The sequence below is a fragment of the Leisingera sp. SA215 genome (genome assembly GCF_055902035.1).
Window position 1 is genome coordinate 118,713 of sequence record NZ_JBVVXU010000011.1, and the last position, 20,982, is coordinate 139,694.

Annotated in this window: 15 protein-coding genes and 2 pseudogenes; 8 read left to right on the forward strand and 9 right to left on the reverse strand. The window is 61.9% G+C overall.

Going from position 1 to position 20,982, the window contains the following annotated elements; all coding sequences use genetic code 11:
• Positions 1-153 precede the first annotated feature (153 nt).
• The 5 genes from xdhA to guaD are packed head-to-tail and all read left to right on the forward strand — an operon-like array spanning position 154 to position 7,831.
• Positions 154-1,617 (forward strand): xanthine dehydrogenase small subunit, encoded by a 1,464-nt coding sequence (gene xdhA, locus AC0KW6_RS13660; RefSeq protein ID WP_474035154.1) that lies wholly within the window; start codon positions 154-156, stop codon positions 1,615-1,617.
• A gap of 12 nt (positions 1,618-1,629) precedes the next feature.
• Positions 1,630-3,948, forward strand: a complete 2,319-nt coding sequence (gene xdhB / locus AC0KW6_RS13665; RefSeq protein ID WP_474035155.1) for a xanthine dehydrogenase molybdopterin binding subunit — start codon at positions 1,630-1,632, stop codon at positions 3,946-3,948.
• 3 nt (positions 3,949-3,951) lie between these two features.
• Complete coding sequence (gene xdhC / locus AC0KW6_RS13670; protein WP_474035156.1) at positions 3,952-4,845, forward strand: xanthine dehydrogenase accessory protein XdhC; 894 nt, start codon at positions 3,952-3,954, stop codon at positions 4,843-4,845.
• Between the two features lie 31 nt (positions 4,846-4,876).
• Positions 4,877-6,472 (forward strand): xanthine/uracil/vitamin C permease, encoded by a 1,596-nt coding sequence (locus AC0KW6_RS13675; RefSeq protein WP_474035157.1) that lies wholly within the window; start codon positions 4,877-4,879, stop codon positions 6,470-6,472.
• A 60-nt stretch (positions 6,473-6,532) separates the two neighbouring features.
• Complete coding sequence (gene guaD / locus AC0KW6_RS13680) at positions 6,533-7,831, forward strand: guanine deaminase (protein WP_474035158.1); 1,299 nt, start codon at positions 6,533-6,535, stop codon at positions 7,829-7,831.
• 77 nt (positions 7,832-7,908) lie between these two features.
• Here the strand turns inward: guaD and AC0KW6_RS13685 are convergent.
• The 3 genes and pseudogenes from AC0KW6_RS13685 to AC0KW6_RS13695 form a co-directional block, all read right to left on the reverse strand.
• Positions 7,909-8,058 (reverse strand): annotated as a pseudogene (locus AC0KW6_RS13685) (ATP-binding protein); the annotation flags it as partial.
• Positions 8,054-8,416 (reverse strand): annotated as a pseudogene (locus AC0KW6_RS13690) (IS21 family transposase); the annotation flags it as partial. The pseudogenes AC0KW6_RS13690 and AC0KW6_RS13685, both read right to left, overlap by 5 nt.
• A 307-nt stretch (positions 8,417-8,723) precedes the next feature.
• Complete coding sequence (locus AC0KW6_RS13695; RefSeq protein WP_474035159.1) at positions 8,724-9,668, reverse strand: LysR family transcriptional regulator; 945 nt, start codon at positions 9,666-9,668, stop codon at positions 8,724-8,726.
• 103 nt (positions 9,669-9,771) lie between these two features.
• Between AC0KW6_RS13695 and AC0KW6_RS13700 the strand changes: the two genes are divergently transcribed.
• From AC0KW6_RS13700 to AC0KW6_RS13710, 3 genes are all read left to right on the forward strand, one after another.
• Positions 9,772-11,406, forward strand: coding sequence for an amidohydrolase (locus tag AC0KW6_RS13700; protein WP_474035160.1), 1,635 nt, complete (start codon positions 9,772-9,774; stop codon positions 11,404-11,406).
• Complete coding sequence (locus AC0KW6_RS13705; RefSeq protein WP_474035161.1) at positions 11,403-12,344, forward strand: CobW family GTP-binding protein; 942 nt, start codon at positions 11,403-11,405, stop codon at positions 12,342-12,344. Before AC0KW6_RS13700 ends, AC0KW6_RS13705 begins: the two co-directional genes overlap by 4 nt.
• 78 nt (positions 12,345-12,422) lie before the next feature.
• The gene (locus AC0KW6_RS13710) at positions 12,423-13,889 is read left to right on the forward strand and encodes a sodium:solute symporter family protein (RefSeq protein WP_474035162.1); all 1,467 of its coding nucleotides are present in this window, start codon (positions 12,423-12,425) and stop codon (positions 13,887-13,889) included.
• Between the two features lie 769 nt (positions 13,890-14,658).
• On the opposite strand, the gene AC0KW6_RS13715 is transcribed toward AC0KW6_RS13710, so the two are convergent.
• The 6 genes from AC0KW6_RS13715 to AC0KW6_RS13740 form a co-directional block, all read right to left on the reverse strand.
• Complete coding sequence (locus tag AC0KW6_RS13715) at positions 14,659-15,687, reverse strand: YeiH family protein (RefSeq protein ID WP_323775763.1); 1,029 nt, start codon at positions 15,685-15,687, stop codon at positions 14,659-14,661.
• A gap of 109 nt (positions 15,688-15,796) precedes the next feature.
• Positions 15,797-17,062, reverse strand: a complete 1,266-nt coding sequence (gene hisD, locus AC0KW6_RS13720; protein WP_474035173.1) for a histidinol dehydrogenase — start codon at positions 17,060-17,062, stop codon at positions 15,797-15,799.
• A gap of 4 nt (positions 17,063-17,066) precedes the next feature.
• The gene (gene cuyB, locus AC0KW6_RS13725; protein WP_474035163.1) at positions 17,067-17,768 is read right to left on the reverse strand and encodes a cysteate racemase; all 702 of its coding nucleotides are present in this window, start codon (positions 17,766-17,768) and stop codon (positions 17,067-17,069) included.
• Positions 17,765-18,958, reverse strand: a complete 1,194-nt coding sequence (locus tag AC0KW6_RS13730) for a DegT/DnrJ/EryC1/StrS family aminotransferase (RefSeq protein WP_474035164.1) — start codon at positions 18,956-18,958, stop codon at positions 17,765-17,767. Before AC0KW6_RS13730 ends, cuyB begins: the two co-directional genes overlap by 4 nt.
• A gap of 14 nt (positions 18,959-18,972) precedes the next feature.
• Positions 18,973-19,986 (reverse strand): D-cysteate sulfo-lyase, encoded by a 1,014-nt coding sequence (gene cuyA / locus AC0KW6_RS13735; protein ID WP_474035165.1) that lies wholly within the window; start codon positions 19,984-19,986, stop codon positions 18,973-18,975.
• On the reverse strand, positions 19,895-20,980 hold the full coding sequence (locus AC0KW6_RS13740; protein ID WP_323775767.1) for a GlxA family transcriptional regulator: 1,086 nt from the start codon (positions 20,978-20,980) through the stop codon (positions 19,895-19,897). The genes cuyA and AC0KW6_RS13740 overlap by 92 nt, the downstream gene beginning before the upstream one ends.
• Between the last annotated feature and the right edge of the window lie 2 nt (positions 20,981-20,982).

Sequence of the window (20,982 nt, forward strand, 5' to 3'; positions counted from 1 at the left end):
AGCAAACACACCGGTTCCGGCTACCACTAGCCTAACCATTTTCAACAGAGTGTTGAAAGCCTTTCGCGATTGCAGCCGTTAACCGTGGCAGTCGGGCAAGGTAAAACAGACACAAGCGGGCCAGCTCGGCCCAAGAGACATTCGGGAGGCCCTATGGCACATCAAACCGGCATACGCTTTCTTCTGAACGGCCAGGACATTGTGCTGGAGGACGTGAAGGCGACCACGACCCTGTTGGATTTCCTGCGAATGGAGCAGCGGCTGACCGGCACCAAGGAAGGCTGCGCCGAGGGCGACTGCGGCGCCTGCACCGTGCTGGTGGGCCGTCTGCATGGCGGCGCCCTGCGCTATGAAGCGGTGAACGCCTGCATCCGCTTCCTGGCGTCGCTGAACGGCTGCCATGTAGTGACGGTCGAGCATCTGTCCGGCCCAAAAGGCCGTCTGCACCCGGTGCAGCAGGCCATGGTGGAGTACCACGGCAGCCAGTGCGGTTTCTGCACCCCCGGTTTCGTGATGTCGCTTTATGCGCTGTGGATGGAAAACGCGCAGCCGACCGAGACACAGGTGGAAACCGCCGTGCAAGGCAATCTCTGCCGCTGCACCGGCTATGAGCCGATTGTGAAGGCCGCGCTGGCGGTGAACCAGTACGGCACCCCGGCCAATGATTACCTGACCACTGAGCGTGAGGCCCTGACCGCCAAACTGAAGGCGATTCAGCCGCAGGCCCGTGTGGTGACCGGCCCCGGGGACGACCGCGCCATCCTGCCGCTGGATGCCGCCGACCTGGCGCAGGTGCTGGCCGAGAACCCCAAGGCGACAATTGTGGCGGGCTCCACCGATGTCGGCCTCTGGGTCACCAAATTCATGAAGCCGATTTCGCCGGTGGTGTTTGTTTCCCATCTTGAAGAGCTGAAAGCCATTGAGCTGACCGACGAGGCGCTGATTATCGGCGCTGGCGTCACCTATACCGAGAGCGAAGCGGCGATCCGCGATGCCTTCCCGCATCTGAGCGCCTACTGGGACCGCATCGCCGGCTGGCAGGTGCGCAACATGGGCACCATCGGCGGCAATATCGCCAACGGCTCGCCCATCGGGGACACCCCGCCGGTGCTGATCTCGCTGGGAGCCGAGGTGACGCTGCAGAAAAAGGGCGGTTCGCGCACCCTGCCGCTGGAGGAGTTCTTTATCGATTACGGCAAGCAGGACCGCGAGCCGGGCGATTTCGTTGCTTCGATCCGCATCCCGCTGCGCCGGGACGGGCAAATCGACGCCGCATACAAGATTTCCAAGCGCCGGGATGAGGATATCTCCTCGGTTGCTGCCGGGATCAGCGTAGAAGTAGCGGACGGCGTGATCACCGCGGCCCGTATCGCATTCGGCGGCATGGCGGCAACGCCGAAACGCGCTGCAGGCGCCGAGGTCGCGCTGGTTGGCCAGCCCTGGGGCGAGGCCGCGTTTGACGCGGCGGCAGAAGCGGTGAAGCAGGACTTCACCCCGCTGAGTGACTGGCGGGCCTCTGCCGACTACCGCGCGCTGTCGGCCAGCAACCTGCTGCGCCGCTTCTATTTGGAACATGATGCTGCCACCGCCGGTGCTGTCCGGCTGGCCGTCGCTTGAGGAGGATTTGAGATGAAAGACCATCAGACCATCAGCGGCGCCGTGCACCATGACCGCCAGCATGACAGTGCGATCAAACATGTCACCGGCCGCGCCGAATACACCGACGATATCGCCGAACCTTATGGCACGCTGCACGCTTATCTAGGTGTCTCCACCGTGACGCATGCCAATATCAAGGGCATCGACCTCAGCGCTGTCCGCAACGCCCCCGGCGTGGTGGATGTTCTGACTGCTGCTGATGTGCCCGGCGTCAATGACATCAGCCCCACGGGCAAGCATGACGAGCCGGTGTTTCCGACCGAAAAGGTGGAATTCCACGGCCAACCGATGTTTGCGGTGATCGCTGAAACTCGCGACGCCGCCCGTCGTGCCGCCGAACTGGCACAGGTAGATTACGAAGTGCTGCCGCACGCGCTGGACCCGGTTCAGGCGCAGGAAGCCGGCTATCTGATGGTCACCGACCCGCTGAAGCTGGAGCGCGGCGATGTGGCTGCGGGCCGCAAGGGTGCTGCTCACCGCATCCAGGCGCAGATGACCGTCGGCGGCCAGGACCACATGTATCTGGAAGGCCACATCGCCTTTGCCATCCCCGGCGAGGACGAAGACGTGACCGTGCATTGCTCCACCCAGCACCCCAGCGAGGCGCAGCATATGGTGGCGCATGTCCTGGGCGTGGCCAACAACGCGGTCACCGTCAACGTGCGCCGGATGGGCGGCGGTTTTGGCGGCAAGGAAAGCCAGATGAACCTGTTCTGTGCGGTGGCTGCAATTGCGGCGAAGAAACACAACCGCCCGGTTAAGATCCGCCCCGACCGCGATCAGGACATGACCGCCACCGGTAAGCGACATGATTTCGTGATCGATTATGACGTGGCGTTCGACGACGCGGGCCGCATCCAGGCGGTCGAGGGCGGCTTTGCCGCGCGCTGCGGCTATTCCTCGGACCTGTCGGGGCCGGTCACCGACCGGGCGCTGTTCCATGCAGATAACGCCTATTTCTACCCGAACGTGCTGCTGAAAAGCCGCCCGATGAAGACCAATACCGTCTCCAACACCGCCTTCCGCGGCTTTGGCGGCCCGCAGGGTGTGGTTGCCGCCGAGCGGATGATCGAAGAGATCGCCTATGCCCTGGGCAAGGACCCGCTGGATGTACGCAAGGCGAATTTCTATGGCGAAGAGGGCCGGGACCTCACGCCCTACCACCAGAAGGTGGAGGACAATATCCTCGACCGGCTGATCGGGGAGCTGGAAGAAAACGCTGAGTACCGCAAGCGCCGGGAAGAGATCATCGCTATCAACAAGGAGTCGAAGATCATCAAAAAGGGCATCGCGCTCACTCCGGTGAAATTCGGCATCTCCTTTACCGCGACGCACTACAACCAGGCCGGTTCGCTGATCCATGTCTACAATGACGGCTCAATCCACCTGAACCATGGCGGTACCGAGATGGGGCAGGGCCTCAACACCAAGGTGGCGCAGGTTGTGGCCGATGCCTTCCAGGTGGATTTCGAGCGTATCAAGATCACCAAGACCACGACCGAGAAAGTGCCGAACACCTCGGCCACCGCGGCTTCGTCCGGATCGGACCTCAACGGCATGGCGGCGCTGGATGCGGTGGAGCAGATCATTGCCCGGCTGACCAAGTTCGCGGCTGAGAAGTATGAAGTGTCCGAGGCGGAGGTGGAGTTCCTGCCCAACCGCGTGCGCGTCGGCGGCGAGGTGATCCCCTTCGATACGCTGGTGAAACAGGCCTATATGGCCCGCGTCCAGCTGTCGGCGGCGGGGTTCTACAAGACGCCGGAAATCCACTGGGACCGCGCGGCGGGCAAGGGGCAGCCGTTCTTCTACTATGCCTATGGCGCGTCCTGCTCCGAGGTGTCGGTCGATACGCTGACCGGCGAATACCGGGTGGAGCGCACCGACATCCTGCACGACGTAGGCCGCTCTCTGAACCCGATCCTAGACAAGGGCCAGGTGGAGGGCGCGTTCATCCAAGGGATGGGATGGCTCACCACCGAAGAACTGTGGTGGGACGGCGCAGGCCGCCTGCGCACCCACGCGCCCTCGACCTACAAGATCCCGCTGGCCTCTGACCGGCCGCGCATCTTCAACACCCGGCTGGCCGAATGGTCAGTGAATAAGAAGCGCACCATCAAGCGGTCCAAGGCCGTGGGCGAGCCGCCGTTCATGCTGGGCATCTCAGTGTTCGAGGCGCTGTCGATGGCGGTGGCCAGCACCGCCGATTACAAGATCTGTCCGCGCCTGGATGCGCCCGCAACACCGGAGCGTGTGCTGATGGCGATCGAAACCCTCAAGGGGCGGGGCTGAGCTATGCCGTGCCGCGCTTCCTTTCAGGACTTTCTGATCAGTCACAGCCGTGTGGTCCAGGTGTGCCTGAGCCGCGTTCGCGGGTCCTCCCCGCGTGAGGCCGGCACCTGCATGTTTGTGGCGGCGGAAGCCTCATGGGGCACCATTGGCGGCGGCCAGCTGGAATATATCGCCATTGACCACGCCCGGCGGATGCTGAAGAGGCACGTGCTCAGCGACACGCTGGATGTGCCGCTGGGGCCGGAAATCGGCCAGTGCTGCGGCGGCCGGGTGGAAATGTCGCTGGCGCAGATGCGCCAACCCGACCGAGCGGCGGCCGTCTCCGCCGCCAAGGCCGAGGAACAGGCGCTGCCGCATGTCTATGTGATGGGCGCGGGCCATGTGGGCCGGGCGCTGGCGGATCTGTTCCAGCATATGCCGTTGCGCTGCATCCTGATCGACCAGCGCTCCGAAGAATTGAACTTGTGCCAGGCGGATGTGGAAATCCGCCAAAGCGCCATTCCCGAGATCGACATCGCCACTGCCCCGGCGGGCAGCGCCTTTGTTGTACTCACCCACGATCATTCGCTCGACTTCCTGCTTGCCTCCGCTGCCCTGCAGCGCGGCGATGCGGGCTATGTCGGCCTGATCGGATCGGCCACCAAGCGGGAGAAATTCCGCCGCTGGTGCCGGGACCATTGCGACGGTCTGGGAACCGACCGTCTCATCTGCCCCATTGGGGCAGGCGGCAGCCGCGACAAGCGGCCCAGCGTCATCGCGGCCTTCGTGGCGGCGGAAGTGATCGCTGATTTGACCTCTGAAACTGCCGCGTCCGCTCCAGCACGGAGCATTGATTTGCCTCAAACGGGCAAGCAACCGGACGCAGAGGGAGACACGGCTGGGAAGATCAGCCGTTAAGGACTGCGTCCTCTGATAGGAGGAGGCCGCCATGACCACAAGGCGGAGCTATACGTACAAACTGTTCGCGCGGAATGACTTCAGTGCATTCTGGGCGCTGTTCACCGACAACCTGATCAACCTGATTGTGCTTTCGGGCATCTGCCAATTTGTGTTTCAGATGCCGGCGGACATCGTGTTCGGCCGCATCGTGCCGGGGGCGGCCGTGGCCATTCTGGCGGGGATCGCGGTCTACACCTGGCTGGCCAAACATGTGGCCGAAAAACAGGGGCGCGACGTCACCGCACTGCCCTATGGCATCTCGACCCCGGTGATGTTTGTCTATCTGTTCGGAGTGATCGGGCCGATCTACTGGTCCACCAATGACGCCATGCTGGCCTGGCAGGTGGGCATTGGCGCCGGCTTCATGGGCGGCATTGTCGCTGCATTGGGTGCCATCGTCGGCCCCTGGCTGAAGAGGGTGACTCCGCGCGCCGGCATGCTGGGCACCCTCTGCGGCATCGCGCTGGTGTTCATCGGCACGGTGCCACTGGCAACGATCTTTGAAAATCCATTTGTCGGGTTTGCTTCGATGATCATCATCCTGTGGGGGCTGGTCGGCCGTCACCGGCTGCCGTTCAACATCCCGGCGGGCCTGCTCGCGCTGATCGTCGGGACCGTTGTAGCACTAGGAATGGGCAAGGCTTCGGTCTCCTTCGAGGGCGTCGGCGTCTACCTGCCGATCCCCTACTTCGGCGACCTGATTGCCGGTATCCAGCATCTGTTTGCCAACCCGGAGCTGTTCCTGGTTCTGGTGCCGGTACAGATCTACAACTTTATCGAGACCATGAACAACGTCGAAAGCGCCGAAGCGGCGGGCGACCATTACCCGGTGGGCCTGTGTCAGGTGACCGATGGCGTCGGCACCATGATCGGTGCGGTCTTCGGCTCTCCGTTCCCGACCACCGCCTATATCGGCCACCCGGCCTATAAGCGGATGGGCGCGCGCTCAGGTTATATCATCGGCGTTGGTCTGGTGATCCCCTTTGCTGCCTTCTTTGGCCTCTTGGCGTTCCTCAACAACCTGATCCCCGTAGCTGCTGCCGCGCCGGTGCTGGTGTTCGTGGCGCTCAGCCTGGTGACCAATACCGCGCATTCGGTGAAGACTGACCATATTGCCGCGGTGACCATTGCGATGATGCCGCATGTCTCCGCCTTCCTGATGGTGAAATGGGGCGCGATGGCCGGAGCCCTGGGCGCACTCGGTGCCACTGGCATGGCGCAATTGGGCGATCCGGAGCTGACCGCGGCGCTGCTGCAGCAAGGCGCGCATTTCGAAGGCCACCAGGCTCTTAGCCAAGGCGCCATCCTGACTGGCCTGATCTGGGGTGCCATCGTCGCCAGTGTGATCGACGGTGATTTCCGCAACGCGGGCGGCTTTGCCCTGGCAGCAGCGGCTATGTCGCTGATCGGCGTGATCCATTCTGCCAGCCTGCATTGGCCGGACTTCAGCGGTGTCGCGATGGGCTACCTGATCGCGGCCGGTTTCCTGTTCATCTACCCGATCTTCCACAAGGCGGATGGGTACGAGGAAGCTGAAGACGACAGTGCAAAACCTCATGTGCCGCACCTGCCGGCAGGCGAATAACCTTAACGGACAGGGCAGGGGGCATCGCGCCCCCTGCCAGCAACCAAGGACAACACAGAAATGACAACGAAACAGACGCTGCTGCGCGGGCGGGTGCTTTCCTTCACCGCCGAGCCGCAAGGCACTGAGGACACCAGCGCCTATGAGTTCATCGAAGACGGCGCGCTGCTAATGGCGGATGGAATGATCCTGGCCAAGGGCAACTACGGCGACCTCGCTGTACAGGCCGCAAGTGCCGAGGTGATCGACCACCGTCCGAACATCCTAATGGCCGGCTTCGTCGACACTCATCTGCATTTCCCGCAAGTGCAGGTGATCGCGTCCTGGGGCTCGCAGCTCTTGGAGTGGTTGAACAATTACACTTTCCCAGAGGAAACCCGCTTTGCCGATGCGGGCCACAGCGCCAAGATGGCTGGCCACTTCCTTGACCTGCTGACCAGCCACGGCACCACCACTGCGGTGGCCTATTGCTCGGTCCACAAGGCATCCGCCGAGGCCTATTTTAACGAGGCCGCACAGCGCAACATGCGGATGATAGGCGGCAAGGTTCTAATGGACCGCAACGCGCCGGAGGGCCTCTTGGACACGCCCGTGACCGGCTATGACGACACGAAGGACCTGATCGCCAAGTACCACGGCAAGGGCCGCGGGCTTTATGCGGTCACGCCGCGCTTTGCGATTACCTCCACCCCTGAACAGATGGAAATGGCCGGCGCCCTGGTGAAGGAACACCCCGATTGCTACGTCCAGACCCATCTGTCGGAGAACCATGATGAGATCGCCTTTACCGCGGAACTCTATCCGCAGGCGCGCGATTATTTGGATGTCTACCAGTCCTATGGGTTGCTGACCGAAAAGATGCTGCTGGGCCATTCGATCCACCTGCAACCGCGCGAGATTGATGCGCTGGCCGAAACCAAGGCCAAACCGGTGTTCTGTCCGACCTCCAACCTGTTTCTGGGCAGCGGGCTGTTTGACGACGCAGGCCTGCGCGCGCGCGGCATCACCAACGCAATTGCGACTGACATCGGCGCGGGCACCAGCTATTCCATGCTGCAAACGCTGAACGAGGGCTACAAGGTGCTGCAATTGCAGAACCAGAAACTGCACCCCTTGCGCGCCTTCGACTGGATTACCCGCGGCAATGCGGCTGCGCTGGGGCTGGACGACAAGATCGGCACGTTGGAGGCCGGCACCGAGGCCGATATCGTGGTGCTGGATTCCCGCGCCACCCCGGCGATGGATCTGCGGATGCAGCGGGCAGAGACGCTGTCCGAGGAGCTGTTCATCCTGCAGACCCTGGGTGACGACCGCTCCATCGCGCAGACCTATGTGGCCGGCAAGCCGATGAAACTCTAAGAGCCTGATTGGAAATGAGTTTGGTGAATCCAGCAGGTTATGATCTCTGTTCTGTTGCGAAACAGAACAGAGATCGAGACAGCCTGCACGCCGTTGGCAGTGGCAATATGGCTTTCTCCGGTACCCGGTCCGCCGATCAGGACGATATTGTGGGCACCGGCGAGGAATTCGCAGCGGTGCAGCTGGCGGACCAGGGCCTCGTTCACCTCACTGGACGCAAAATAGAACTCGGAAGCGCGCATTGATCTGGCGATTCTTGCCTGTGCCGACCCGGTCAACCGCTGTGCGCGCGGTCATCGGCCATGAACCAGTGCAGACAATCTTCGCTGTCATAAATCCCGCGCCGGGGCACGCCGCCGAAGACCCGGAAAGCATGCCAATGCGCGTCAAGCAGCATCTTGTGGGTTTGCAGAAAATAGGCCTGACCTGGAATGCCCAGCTATGCGGCAGTTTGATATGCGCAACCTGGCGCTTGGTGCGCTCACCACCGAGGATCGCCTATCCTTCGCTCCAGTCGAATTGGAAGGCTTCGCCCGGCTGGAACGACAGAGGAACAAACGTCCTGGGGCCTGTCGACTGCTGAATGGGTTGGGGCACCGTACAGTTAACTGGATAGGACCGAAGCATGTACCCCGGGAATCTCGGTATGAGAGTGCAATTCAGGGCAGGACGGAGCGTGAGGAAATCAGCAACCCCGCTCTGGCGGATTGGTTCGCGTGGCCGAAAGGGTTTGACGAATACGGCCCCGCGGCCGAAGGCCGAGCCAGTTAAAGTCGACTGGCTGCAGTCTCTGACATGGATGCCTCCCTCGCCTTGGCCCCTGCGAAACCGTTATGGCACATTTGATGCCGCCGGCTGGGCGCATCCAGCGCATCAGTTCAATCGTTCTTTGTTAATAATCTTGTTGAACATGCGGCTGGATTAAGGCCCCGTCGAAGGCGCCACTCATCGCCTGCAATTGGCAGGCATTGATGATTGCGTCGCAGACCGGCTGCAAGGCCAAGCCGCGCCTGACCATGATACCGACGCTCGGGCATTCATGGTCTCCGGCCAAGGGCAACTCCGCTATATCGCCGATGACATAGGTCTGTTTCGTCATCGGGCGGATATTGAAGATTCCATAACCCATCCCGGCGGCGACCATGGCTCGTATCATGTCGGTGGAGCGGGCAGAAAAAATCACATTAGGCTTCAGCCCCTTCGCCTCGAAAAGGCCCAGGAGATATTGCTTGGAAAGTTCGAGTTCCAGCACCACCAATGGCTCGGGCTCAAGCTGCTCAAGCGTCACGAACCGGCCCGCCGCGAGCGGGTGATCGGCCGAAAGGGCAACGTAAGGTGGAGCGCGGAAAAGCGGGATGAAACTGTATTTCGTCTTGTCCAGCATGCCGTAGCAGAGGGCAAAGTCGGCTTCGCCGCTGTCGATCACCTGCGGGATTTCAGTGGTCGATACGTCCATGATCTCGATCTTGAGGTTTGTAAAACGCTCCCGGACATCCTTGAGAATGGTGGGCAGCAGGATCGGTGCCAGCGGTGTGAAACAGGCGATGCGGGCAGTGCCGTCAAGAACGGTGTTGAGCTCGGTGACGCGCATGTCAAAGCGGGCCTGCGCGGCAAGTAGAGAGCGTACCTCATCAATGAAGGTGCGTCCGAATTGCGTTGCGCGGATGCCGCGCGATGGCGTGCGCTGAAACAGCGGCTGGTCTGACTGGCCTTCCAGATGATCGATCGCGGCTGCGATCGACGAAGGCGAAACAGTAAGGGCGTTGGCCGCATGGGTGATTGACTGGTGGCGTTCAGCAGCCTCGACATAGTGCAAGTGTTTTAGCGTGTAATGCATCCTCTTCCTCATTTTTTTAGAGGAATTACCGCATGACAATACATTTTAGAATGGAAGTTGTCACGTGTATCTTCTCTCCAAGTTTGTAGGACCGGAGAGACAAATGCCCACGACCGTTTACTCAGCCCGCCGCATCATCACGATGGACCCGACGCGGCCCGTGGCCACCCATGTCGCGGTAGCGGCCGATGGGACTATCCTCGGGGTCGGTACCCTGAACGACATGAGCCACTGGAGCGACACGGTGCAGGACGACCGTTTTGCGGACAAGGTGCTGATGCCGGGTTTCGTCGAGGGGCATGCGCACCTCATGGAGGGGGCGATCTGGGAGTACACTTATCTTGGTCACTTTGGCCGCACCGCGCCGGATGGGCGTCATTGGCCGGGTGTGGACACCACCGAGGCCCTGATTTCACGTTTGCAAGACCGCGCTGCTGCGGCGCCGGACGGGCCGGTGGTCGGCTGGGGGTTCGACCCGCTCTTCGTGCCGGGCAAGCGTCTGACGCGGCAGCATCTCGACCAGGTATCGCAGGAGCGTCCGGTCATCGTGTTTCATTCGAATATGCACCTGATCACCGCGAACTCGGCTGCCATGGACCTGGCCGGTTACGGCAGCGGCACCGATCTGCCCGGGGTGATCCGTAACACGGACGGGTCGCTGCACGGCGAATTGCATGAAATGGGCGCGATGTTCCCGGTGATGCGGCGGATCGGCACCAGCTTTCGCCAGTTGACCGGCGGGCGCGATGCAATCTGGAACTTCGCGCGATCGGCCTGCAGGGCGGGGGTGACCACCTCCACCGACCTGTTGAACGAACTGGGTGACGACGCGGTGAGCGATTTGCAAAGCGTCACAGGCGCAGAAGGCTTTCCGCTCCGCCTTGTGCCGATGCTGTCGGCAATGTCGATGCCAACCGATCAGCTTGCCGGCCGGGCAAAGACGCTTGCCGCAGGGTCGACGGACCGGCTGCGCCTGGGCGGGGTCAAGATCGTCACCGACGGATCGATCCAGGGTTTCACGGCGCAAATGAAAGCGCCCGGGTACTACCGCGGTACGGCACAGGGGATCTGGAACATCGCGCCGGACGCACTGAACACCATGGCGGCGAACTTGAACCGCGCCGGCATCCAGATGCATATCCACGTCAACGGCGATGCCGCCAGCCTTGCGGCCATCGAAGCCCTCGAGGCGGCACTCTCAGAGCATTTTATGCCCGATCACCGGCATACGCTTCAGCATTGCCAGATGGCGGACCGGGCGCAACTGCGGCGGGCGGCGGCGCTGGGTTGCTGCGTCAACTTCTTCGCCAATCACTTGTACTACTTCGGCGACAAGCATCACGACATCACCATGGGTCCTGAGCGAGCCAACCGCATGAACCCCTGCCGCAGCGCGCTGGATCTGGGCTTGCCGCTGGCAATCCACTCCGACGCACCGGTGACGCCGCTGGGACCGCTCTTCACCGCCTGGTGCGCAGTCAACCGGCTGACCGGTAGCGGGCGCCGTCTTGGCGCAGCAGAGCGCATCACGCTTGACGAGGCGCTGCACGCGATCACGCTCGGCGCGGCCTATACGCTCAAGCTGGATGGGGAGGTTGGCTCCATCGAGGTCGGCAAGCGTGCTGATTTCGCGGTGCTGGAAGATGATCCCTACGAAATGGGCGGCGAGGCGCTGAAGGACATTGGCGTCTGGGGCACCGTATCGGGCGGCCGGGCCGTTGAAGCGGGGTCGTTTTGAGCACCCGGGCCCCGCTTCCGGTCAACGTGATCTGCGGCTACCTGGGTGCCGGCAAGACCACACTTCTGAACCGTCTGCTGACGCAGAGCGAAGAACGCATCATCGTGATGGTCAATGATTTCGGGGACATTGCAGTGGACGCAGCGCTGGTCTCTGCCCGGTCCGCCGACACGATTCAGCTCAGCAATGGCTGTATCTGCTGCTCGATGGCGGGGGGCATGTTCGACGCTTTCGAGCGCGCCTTGTCTCTGCGCGAAACGGCCGACCGGCTGGTAATCGAGGCAAGCGGAGTGGCGGAGCCCGCGCGGCTGACCGCCTTTGCCCGGGCCGAGCCGGATCTGGATTGCCGCGCCGTGGTGGCCGTGGTCGATCCGTTCACCCTGGAGCAAAGGCTGCAGGACGGCCGCATCTGCGGTGTGGTGCGACGGCAGATCGAGGGCGCGGATGTGGTATATCTTTCGCGGTCCGACAGGCAGCCCGACGAGCGGTCCCGCAAGGCCCGCACGCGGGTGATGCTGGCGAACCCGGCCAGCGCGATCCATGACGCGATGGGCAAGGCCTTCCTCAAAGCGATGGACGCACCCCACGTGGACATGACGGTCAGCACCCTGCCAGCCCACGCCCATGCGGACCTGTTCAGCCGTGCAACTCTGCTCCAGGACGCCGCGCCGGAGCGCGAAGGCTTCCTTGACAGGCTGCGTGCTGCCGCACTGTCGCTGCACCGGGCCAAGGGCTTTGTCCGCTTTGCGTCCGAGGAGGCTCCGTCACTGGTGCAGCTGGCAGGCGGCGAGATCACGGTTTGCAAGCCGCCCAATGACCCGGGTCCCGGACCCGCGGTTCGTCTGGTACTGATCGGCACCGATGACGCCGCACTGCGCCGGTTTCGAACCAAACAGGCAACACTCGAACCCCTGCCGGCACGGTCAGGGACGACATGATATGACGCGCGGTGGTAAGGGAGGAGACCCGGAGGAACCACCGCACGGCAACGCTCGACAGCAAAAAGGGAGAGAGCATTGGCTTGGTATCTGACATACACCATCGCGTATTTTGCGGTGATGTTCGCAATCGGATTCTACTACTTCTTCAAGGTGAAGACCTCGGACGAGTACTTGATCGCGAATTGGAACATGGGGTTCTGGTCGATCACCGGAACCATCATCAGCACCTGCGCGGGCGCTGCCGTCTTTATCGGCTGGGTGGGCATGGGATATTCCGTCGGCATTTCGGGCTTCGTCAAATTCGCCTTGCCCGCAACCATTTTCAGCATGATCCTGATCTATTTCTTCAGCAAGCCGCTGCGGCGGCAGCGTCTCTATACATTGGCTGACCTATTTGCCGAGCGCTTCGGGGCAAGAGCCGGGCTGATCCCGTCGATCTTTTCCGCCTTCGTTTACTCGGTTCCGACTGCGGCGCTTCAAATAGTGGGGATGAGCACGCTGTTTACCACGGTCTTCGGCATTCCCCATGAAGGGGCAATTTTGCTGAGCTTCGCGCTGATTCTCGGCTTCACCATCCTCGGCGGCCTTGTCGCAACCATCGTGACGGATGCATTGCAGAGCGTCATCGTCATTGCTGGCATCGTCCTGCTGTTTTTTGCGGCGATCCGCTTCGCCGGCGGTCCCGAGGCCATCATCGCAAATTCCGATGCAGGGCATCTCAGCCTCTTCGGCGCGGACGGTGTGACGGAAGTGCTTGTCTTCGCCCTGACCGTCGGCCCGTTCTATCTTGTCTGGCAGTCCATCTGGCAGCGGATTTTCGCCTCGCGCACCGAAAGCATCGCGATCCGCGCGGGCCTGACCGGCTTCGCCATCTTCACGGTCATCGCGCTTTTGCCCTATCTGATTGGCCTCAGCGCAGTGCAATTCGTGCCCGAGGGCATGCGGCCCGACCTGATCTTTTCTTACCTGACGGTGGAACTGCTGCCGCCGGCGCTCGGCGGGATCGTGGTCGTCGGTCTGCTGTCGGCCCTGATGACCGGCGCGGACTCATTCATTCTGCAAGGCAGTTCCAACCTCGCGGAGGACTTGTACCGCCGTTTATTCAAGCCGCAGGCGACTGAAGCCGAGAAAATGAGAGCTGCACGGCTGAGCGTTGTGATCATCTCCGTTCTGTCCCTTATGGTGGCCTTCCTGATGACCGACATCATCAGCGCCTACCAATGGGCGCTGCGGATCTCGACGACCACGCTGGTGATCCCCTTCCTGGCGGTGATGTTCTGGCGTCGGGCAACGTCGAAGGGATGCGCGTCGGCCATGCTCTCGGCCATTGCGGTGACGATTATCTGGCCCCTGTTGGGGACCGGTATCGACCCGGTGATCCCCGGGATGCTGACCTGCCTGATCGTGCTGGTGCTGGTCAGCCTGATGACAAACCACTCGGCGCTGGAGTGCCCCCGCGCGGTCTACTGGGAAGATCTCCCCACAGCCGAGCGCCGGGCCGAGACTGTTCCGGCCGCCGACGAAACAGTCGCAGTGGTCTGAGGCCTCGCCGGTCGCGATCCATCTATCTTCGGGGCGAGTCTTGCTTTGCCCCGAAGATTTCATTCCGCCATTTCAGGGGTGGTTGAGTTTGAACCGCCCCGGCTTGCGCGAGCGTTTCGTTCAACGCGTTACGCGACCTTATCTATATCTATCGCTTCGATTTGTTCAGCCGCTGAATATACTTGATGGACAGATATTGGGCGGATTCTACCGGTCGTCGCGACACCCCGTTCTTGGAGGTGTAGGTGGCGACAGAAAGACGGAAATCCAAGTGCTCGACGCGGCGTGAATTATCCTCGTCAGGACGGCCACCAGTTCGGCAGCGGGAGAATCCATGCCGGTTCAGGCAGGGTATCGCAGCATGCCTTTCCAGCGAAGGGGCGGCCGTAGAAGCCGGTATTTTTGCACCTGTCGGAAGCCGCTGGTTTCGGAGGTCTGGCGGAAGGCCTCCCACTGCACCCGGAAAAATCCAGCTTATGGTGGCCCAAAGTTGGGGAGCAGCGCGCAAACCCGCAGACTCGCATCATGAAGGAGGGACCAGCGGGGGGCAGGTCATTGTGGACATGCCGTTGATCCGCGTACGGTCGAAAGCAGTGCAGAACAAACCGCGCGGGATATTGGAGCGCAGCAACAGGGGCGATTTGGAACAGTGCGTGGTGACGAGCAAAAGCGTGAACAGGCCGCAGCTGGGACATGGATCACGCAACGGGAGCCAGCTTGTAATCCGAAACGCTGGTTGGCCGCGGTATCCAGGCGGATGTTACAGGATCTAGGAGTGAAGCATCGTGATCCCGAGAAGCACAAAGCCCGCGATGAAGACGGTTTCCGCCACCACCAGGGTGATGGCCTGGCCGCCAACTTCCAGAATGCGTTTGAGCGATGTTTTCATGCCGACCGCCGCAATCGAGATCAGCAGCGCCCACCGGCTCGCTTCACTCAGCACGCCGACGACAGGCGCCGGGATGAAGCCAAGCGAATTCAGCGTGGCAAACCCCAGAAAGCCAACCACGAACAAGGGGAGAATTGGCGGGCGTTTGCTTTCGCCGGACGCAGCCGAGCCGCCCCGCATCAGCAGCGAAATCACCAGAACGATCGGGGCCAGCATTGCAACGCGGAACAGTTTGACCAGCGTGGCGACCTCTCCGGCCTCTTCAGACACGGAAAAGCCGGCCCCGACCACCTGGGCAACATCGTGGATCGTGCCACCAAGGAACACTCCGATCGTCACATCGTCAAATGCAAAGGTATCGCCAAGGACCGGATAGAGGATCATCGCGGCGGTCGACAGCATCGTGACGCTGAGTACTGTGAAGATAAGGTTCTGCTCGGAATGTTCATTCCTGGGCAGAACAGCCGAGATTGCCATGGCCGCGGAGGCGCCGCAAATTGCCACCGCCCCCCCCGTCAGAAGGCCAAAACGCCATCCGCGTCCCAAGAAGCGGGAAGCCAAAAGGCCGAAGCCTATCGTCAGCAGCACCCCGGCCACAAGCAGACCGATCAGGCCCAAGCCCAGACCAGCCAGCAACTCAAGGCTGATCCGCGCGCCCAGCAGCGCTACGCCGAAACGCAGCACGCTGCGCGCGGTGAATTCCACGCCTGCGCGACAGGTCTCTTCCTCGCTGAGGAAATGCAGCGCGATCCCCAGAAGCAGCGCCATCAACATTGCAGGCGCACCATAGTGTTCCGAGATGAATTGCGCAGCGACCGCTATGACAAGAGACACCAGAAACCCCCGCGCGCGGGTTCGAAGGCCCGGGAGCGGATTGAGGCATACAGGTTGAATAACTCTCTGTAACATAGCGAATTTTCCGGCTTCATGGTGGCAATAAAAAACTGTTCGGGGACGCCGGTTCAGGGTGACGTCCCCGTTTTCGCGGTTCGCTGGCCTGAAGGGCGCGGCGAGAGTGTCAGCTCAGACGCAGTTCCGCCGCCCGGGCATGCCCCTCCATGCCCTCCATCCGGCTGATCCGCGCTGTGCGCAGCGCCAACTCATGGGATGCTGCGGCATTGCTGCGCTGCCAGGTGACGGTCTTGGTAAACTTGTGCACCGACAAGCCGCCGGTATAGCGCGCCGCGCCGCTGGTGGGCAGGACATGGTTCGGACCGGAGGTCTTGTCACCGAAGGACACCGTGGTCTCCTTGCCCAGGAACAATGAGCCATAGGCGGTGAGGCGGTCCAGCCACCAATCGAGATCTTCGGCCTGGACCTGCAGGTGCTCGGGGGCGTAGCGGTCACTGACTTGGGCCGCTTCTTCACGACTGTCGCAAAGGATGACTTCGGCGCGATCCGCCCAGGCCTGGCGCGCGGCCGACTGGTTGGGCTCCGGCAGCTGGCTGATCAGGCCCTCTGCCCGGGCCATGACACCTTCGGCCAGGGTCTGGCTTGTGGTGACCAGCCAGACGGGGCTGTCGGCACCATGTTCCGCTTGGCTGACCAGATCCCAAGCAACCGTTTCAACTTCAGCAGTGTGATCTGCAATGACAAGCGAGTCCGTCGGCCCGGCGAACATGTCGATCCCCACTTCTCCAAACAGCATCCGCTTGGCCTCGGCAACATAGGAGTTGCCCGGGCCGACCAGAATATCGGCGGGTTTGGCCCCAAACAGGCCCTGCGCCATGGCAGCAATGGCCTGGACCCCGCCCAGGTTGAGGATCAGATCCGCGCCGCACAGATCCATCGCATATATGATCGCATCCGGTATGCCGGCCTCCGGCCGGGTCGGCGAAACTGCCGTGATATGTTTTACACCAGCCACTTTGGCGGTGGTGATGGTCATCAGGGCGCTGGCAATGTGGCTGTAGCGGCCTCCGGGCACGTAACACCCCGCGCTGGAGACCGGTATCTGCTTCTGCCCTGCGATCAACCCGGGGATGACCTCGATCTCGCATTCGCCCATGGTGGCCTTTTGCGCCTCTGCAAAGCGGCGGATATTCGCATGGGCGAACTGGATGTCGTCTTTCAGGTCCTGCGAAACGCGGGCACAGGCAGCTGCCCGGTCTGCACCGGAAAGCACGATGCTGCCAGCCCAGCCGTCCAATTTCTTCGCGTAGCGCCGAACCGCCTCTTCCCCCTCACGTTCGATATTGGTCAGCATGACCGAGACGGTATCGCGGATGTCGCTGTTTTCTGCTGAGGGCCGGGGCGCGGCCTTTTTGAGATAGGTGATTGCCATTGGATCAGCTCGCTTCTTGGGTGGTGTGGTCATGGATAGCAGTGGCCAGAACATCGACGGTGTCGACAATCGGCACCTGCGCGACCAATTCGTGTGACATCAGGGAAAACTCGGAGCAGGCGACAAACAGCATGTCGGCGTCTCCCCGAGTCAATTCGGTTGCCGCAGCGGTCAGGATATCCAGGGCATCCGGCGTGGGTCCGTCTGCCTTGATCCGCTTGATGGCGGTCAGCATCCTGTCCGCATCGGCAGGCCAGAGCGCCGACAGCCCCGCCTCTCTGAGGGACTCATCAAACACTCCGGCCATTTTGACGGCAGGCGAGGCCAGAATTCCGACTTTGGCCCCTTGCGGCAGGTTTTGGCGGGCCACCGCCACCGAAAGCGCCACCATGTCGAGGAAGGGAACGGCGGCCGCCGCCGTAATGAAGGGCGCATAGTGGTGGGCCGTATTGCAAGGCATGGCCAGGGCTGTGGCGCCAGCGGTTTCCAGCCGCCGCGCCATATCGGCAAGAACGGGGCCGGGATTTTCACCGTGCCTCTCGATCAAATGCGCAATCCGCGAGGGAACCTGCGGGTTCATGTCGATCAACAGGGGCAGGTGATCTGAGTCATCGCGGGCCTCGACTTTTTGCAGCACGCGTTGTTGCAAAAGGATTGTGGCCTCTGGTCCCATCCCGCCCAGAACACCGACTACGCGACGGGTCATGACGCCACCTCATCCACGGCCTCGCAGATAAGCTCTGCAACGAAGGCACAGTCCTGTTCGGTGAAGGGCAGCGGCAGACGCATGTCAAACAGCGTCGACAGCACGCGATCGGTGCGCGGCAAGGAGTGCGTGTCCAAGTAGCGCCAGCTTTGATGGTTGGAGGTGAAGCCCCTTGGTTCGGCCGCGCCAAACCACTTCAGCTCGACACCGCGCGCATCGGCAGCGGCCAGCACGGCCTCGCATTGCGCTGCGCTGAAACCGGGCAGACGGAATTGGATTGACGATCCCACCGGCGTTTCCGAAGCAGGCCTTGCTATGGTGCGGACCCGGTTCGATGCGGCGAGCCCGCGATCGGTAACGGCATAGAGCGCGTTCCAGGCGCTTATGTTCTCTTCGAGCCGGACCAGCTGCGGGCGCAGGATCGCCGCGCGCAGGCTGTCCATCCGGGCAGAACAGTTCGGCATCTGATAGCGGGTTTCGGCAAACGCCTCGGGTGCGGGGCCTGCTCCGTGTCGTTCATACAGCATGTAACTGCCCGACAGAATCGTCGCTCGCGCGGCGATCTCGGCGTCATCAGTGGTCAGAAACCCGCCTTCGCCCGAGTTCATATGCTTGTATGTCTGTGTCGAGAAACAGGCGACCTTGCCAAAGTTCCCCGACCGCCTGCCGTTCCAGCGCGCACCCATCGTGTGAGCACAATCTTCGATCACCGTGACTCCGGCACTGTCGCAGATGCGCATCAGGGCCTCCATGTCGCACAGATGCCCGCGCATGTGGGACAGCAACAGGACCCGTGCCCCGGTGTCAGCAATCTTCTGTTCAAGATCGCCCAGATCCAGACGCAGGTCTTCAGTGATCTCGACCAGTGCGGCGCGGCCGCCGACGGCGGCGATGGCCCCCGGCACCGGGGCCAGCGTGAAGGCATTGGTCAGAACAACATCGCCCGGCGCGGCGCCGCAGGCGCGCATGGCGATCTGCAGCGCCTGACCGCCCGACGTCAGCGCAAGGCAGTAAGAACTGCCTTGCCAGTCGCGGAACTCGGCTTCCAGCGCGGCCACTTCGCCTGTTTCGCCGGGCACCAGATTATAGCGGTGCAGCCTGCCGCTTTCCAGAACGGACATCGCGGCCTGCATCGACTCGGCAGGCAGGGGCGCCTGTTGCGTGAACACCCGGGTGAACTTGCGAGCCACGATGTCCTCCATCTTTACAGGTTGACCCAGCGGTTGCCGTGATCGAAGGCGAAGTCATAACCGCCAAGGGCCGCAGCCCCGCCCGTGTGCAAAAACACCACTCGCTCGTCCTTGAACTCACCCTTGCGGGCCAGATCAATCAGCCCGGCCGCGCCCTTGGCAGAATAGCAGGGGTCCAGCAGGATGCCCTCCAGCTCGGCAAACATGCGAATTGCTTCGATGCCGCTTTTGGTCGGCAGGCCATAGCCCTCACCGACGTAATCGGTATTGGCCATCACGTCTTCACGCTTGACTACACCGGGGCAGCCCAGTTTTTCAGCGGTTTTGCAGGCCAGATCATAGACCATCTGTTCCTGTTTCGGCTGCGGCGCCCGGGTTCCGATGCCCAGCACGGGGATCTGGCTGTTCATGGCACACATGCCGGTTACAAGACCCGCCTGGGTGCCCGACGACCCGGTCGCATGAACGACTCGGTCGATCTTGAGCCCGGAGTCATTGGCTTGCGCCAGCAGTTCAAACGCGCAGTTCACATAGCCAAGCGCGCCGGTCGGATTGGACCCTCCACCGGGGATGACATAGACTTTATGCCCCTGGGCACGCATTTTCTCGGCTGCGCGTTCCATCTCGGCGGGCATGTCGTGGCCTCCGGGGAACTTTTCGGTCGTGGCGCCATGCAGGTGATCCAGCAGCACGTTGCCGTTGGTGTTGTAATTGCTGTCCTGATACCCGGTCCGGTCCTCCAGCAGGATATGGCATTTCAGCCCCAGTTTGGCGGCAAAGGCTGCGGTCTGACGCCCGTGATTCGTTTGGGTCGCGCCTTGCGTCATCACCATATCGGCACCTTGTTCCAGCGCCTCGGCCATCAGGAATTCCAGCTTGCGGGTCTTGTTGCCACCCGTAGACATGCCGGTGCAGTCGTCACGTTTGATCCAGAGATCAACCCCCAACTCCTTGGACAGGCGTTTCATGGGCTCCAGAGGAGTGGACAAATGAGCGAGATGTACTCGGGGAAAGCGGGAGAGATGCATAGCTTGTTCCTTGATGTTCAGAGGTAAGTTGATGCGGGTGCGAAGCGGTCGACAGCTGAACCCGTCGTTTGGAAGGGGAAACCCCAAATTCCTGCGTGTATTTCTTCGAGAAATTCGACAGGCTGGTAAAGCCGCAGGCCACCGCGACTTCGGAAATGGGCAGAATGGTCTGTTCGATCAGCGCCTTGGCACGGCGCAGGCGCAACGACCGGTAGAATGCAGCCGGGCTCTGGCCCAGCTGCGATTTGAACTTGCGTTCCATCTGGCGGATGGAAAAGCCAGCGATTTCAGACAGCTGCGCCACCGTCAGCGGGGTCTCCAGCGCGTTCTCCATCGCTGCGATCACAGGTTCCAGCTTCACGAGGCGCAGGGCCATCACATCATTGGCGCTGCGCGGCTGCTGGATGGTTCCGTCACGGATTTCCCCCATCAGCAGCACCTGGGCCACCGATTGCGCCAAATGCGGCGACAGCGGCGCCACGATTTGCGACAGTACCAGATCCGCAGTAGAGGCCATGCCCCCGCCCGTCATGATCCGCACCTTCTTCGCAAACAGCGGCAGCGGCTGGTCCAGCGAATACCCCGCATCCTGATCCAGCTGCTGGATTTCCCAATGGGTGGTCATCTCATCCGTGTCCGGATGCAGCCGCTTCCATTCCGCAGCCGCGTCGGACAGCAGCGTGATGCTGACGCCCAGACGTTCCAGCCAGCACAACCGCGGCTTCAGCTTGCGGAACGCCGGCCGGATGCCCGCACCGCCCAGCACCAGAAGGTGATCGGGCAGCGCGGCGCCGTCGGGCTGGAACGGAGCTGCGCGCACCAAGCTGCCCCCCATTCCCTCGACCAGCGTGTACTCCTGTGTTGTGCATACCTGGTGAGCAAACCGGACCTCCGAACTCAGCCGCGTGGCGATGCGCAGGACATCAAGCACCAGTGCCAGCTCTGTCGGGACATATCCCTGCTCAGCCAGAATTATGACCACAACGTTTTTCATGA

What these genes read in the sequence shown, in the direction of transcription:
- xdhA (WP_474035154.1), top strand. Translation starts at nt 154, where the DNA reads ATGGCACATCAAACCGGCATACGCTTTCTTCTGAACGGCCAGGACATT.
- xdhB (WP_474035155.1), top strand. Translation starts at nt 1,630, where the DNA reads ATGAAAGACCATCAGACCATCAGCGGCGCCGTGCACCATGACCGCCAG.
- xdhC (WP_474035156.1), top strand. Translation starts at nt 3,952, where the DNA reads ATGCCGTGCCGCGCTTCCTTTCAGGACTTTCTGATCAGTCACAGCCGT.
- AC0KW6_RS13675 (WP_474035157.1), top strand. Translation starts at nt 4,877, where the DNA reads ATGACCACAAGGCGGAGCTATACGTACAAACTGTTCGCGCGGAATGAC.
- guaD (WP_474035158.1), top strand. Translation starts at nt 6,533, where the DNA reads ATGACAACGAAACAGACGCTGCTGCGCGGGCGGGTGCTTTCCTTCACC.
- AC0KW6_RS13695 (WP_474035159.1), bottom strand. Translation starts at nt 9,668, where the DNA reads ATGCATTACACGCTAAAACACTTGCACTATGTCGAGGCTGCTGAACGC.
- AC0KW6_RS13700 (WP_474035160.1), top strand. Translation starts at nt 9,772, where the DNA reads ATGCCCACGACCGTTTACTCAGCCCGCCGCATCATCACGATGGACCCG.
- AC0KW6_RS13715 (WP_323775763.1), bottom strand. Translation starts at nt 15,687, where the DNA reads ATGTTACAGAGAGTTATTCAACCTGTATGCCTCAATCCGCTCCCGGGC.
- hisD (WP_474035173.1), bottom strand. Translation starts at nt 17,062, where the DNA reads ATGGCAATCACCTATCTCAAAAAGGCCGCGCCCCGGCCCTCAGCAGAA.
- cuyB (WP_474035163.1), bottom strand. Translation starts at nt 17,768, where the DNA reads ATGACCCGTCGCGTAGTCGGTGTTCTGGGCGGGATGGGACCAGAGGCC.
- cuyA (WP_474035165.1), bottom strand. Translation starts at nt 19,986, where the DNA reads ATGCATCTCTCCCGCTTTCCCCGAGTACATCTCGCTCATTTGTCCACT.
- AC0KW6_RS13740 (WP_323775767.1), bottom strand. Translation starts at nt 20,980, where the DNA reads ATGAAAAACGTTGTGGTCATAATTCTGGCTGAGCAGGGATATGTCCCG.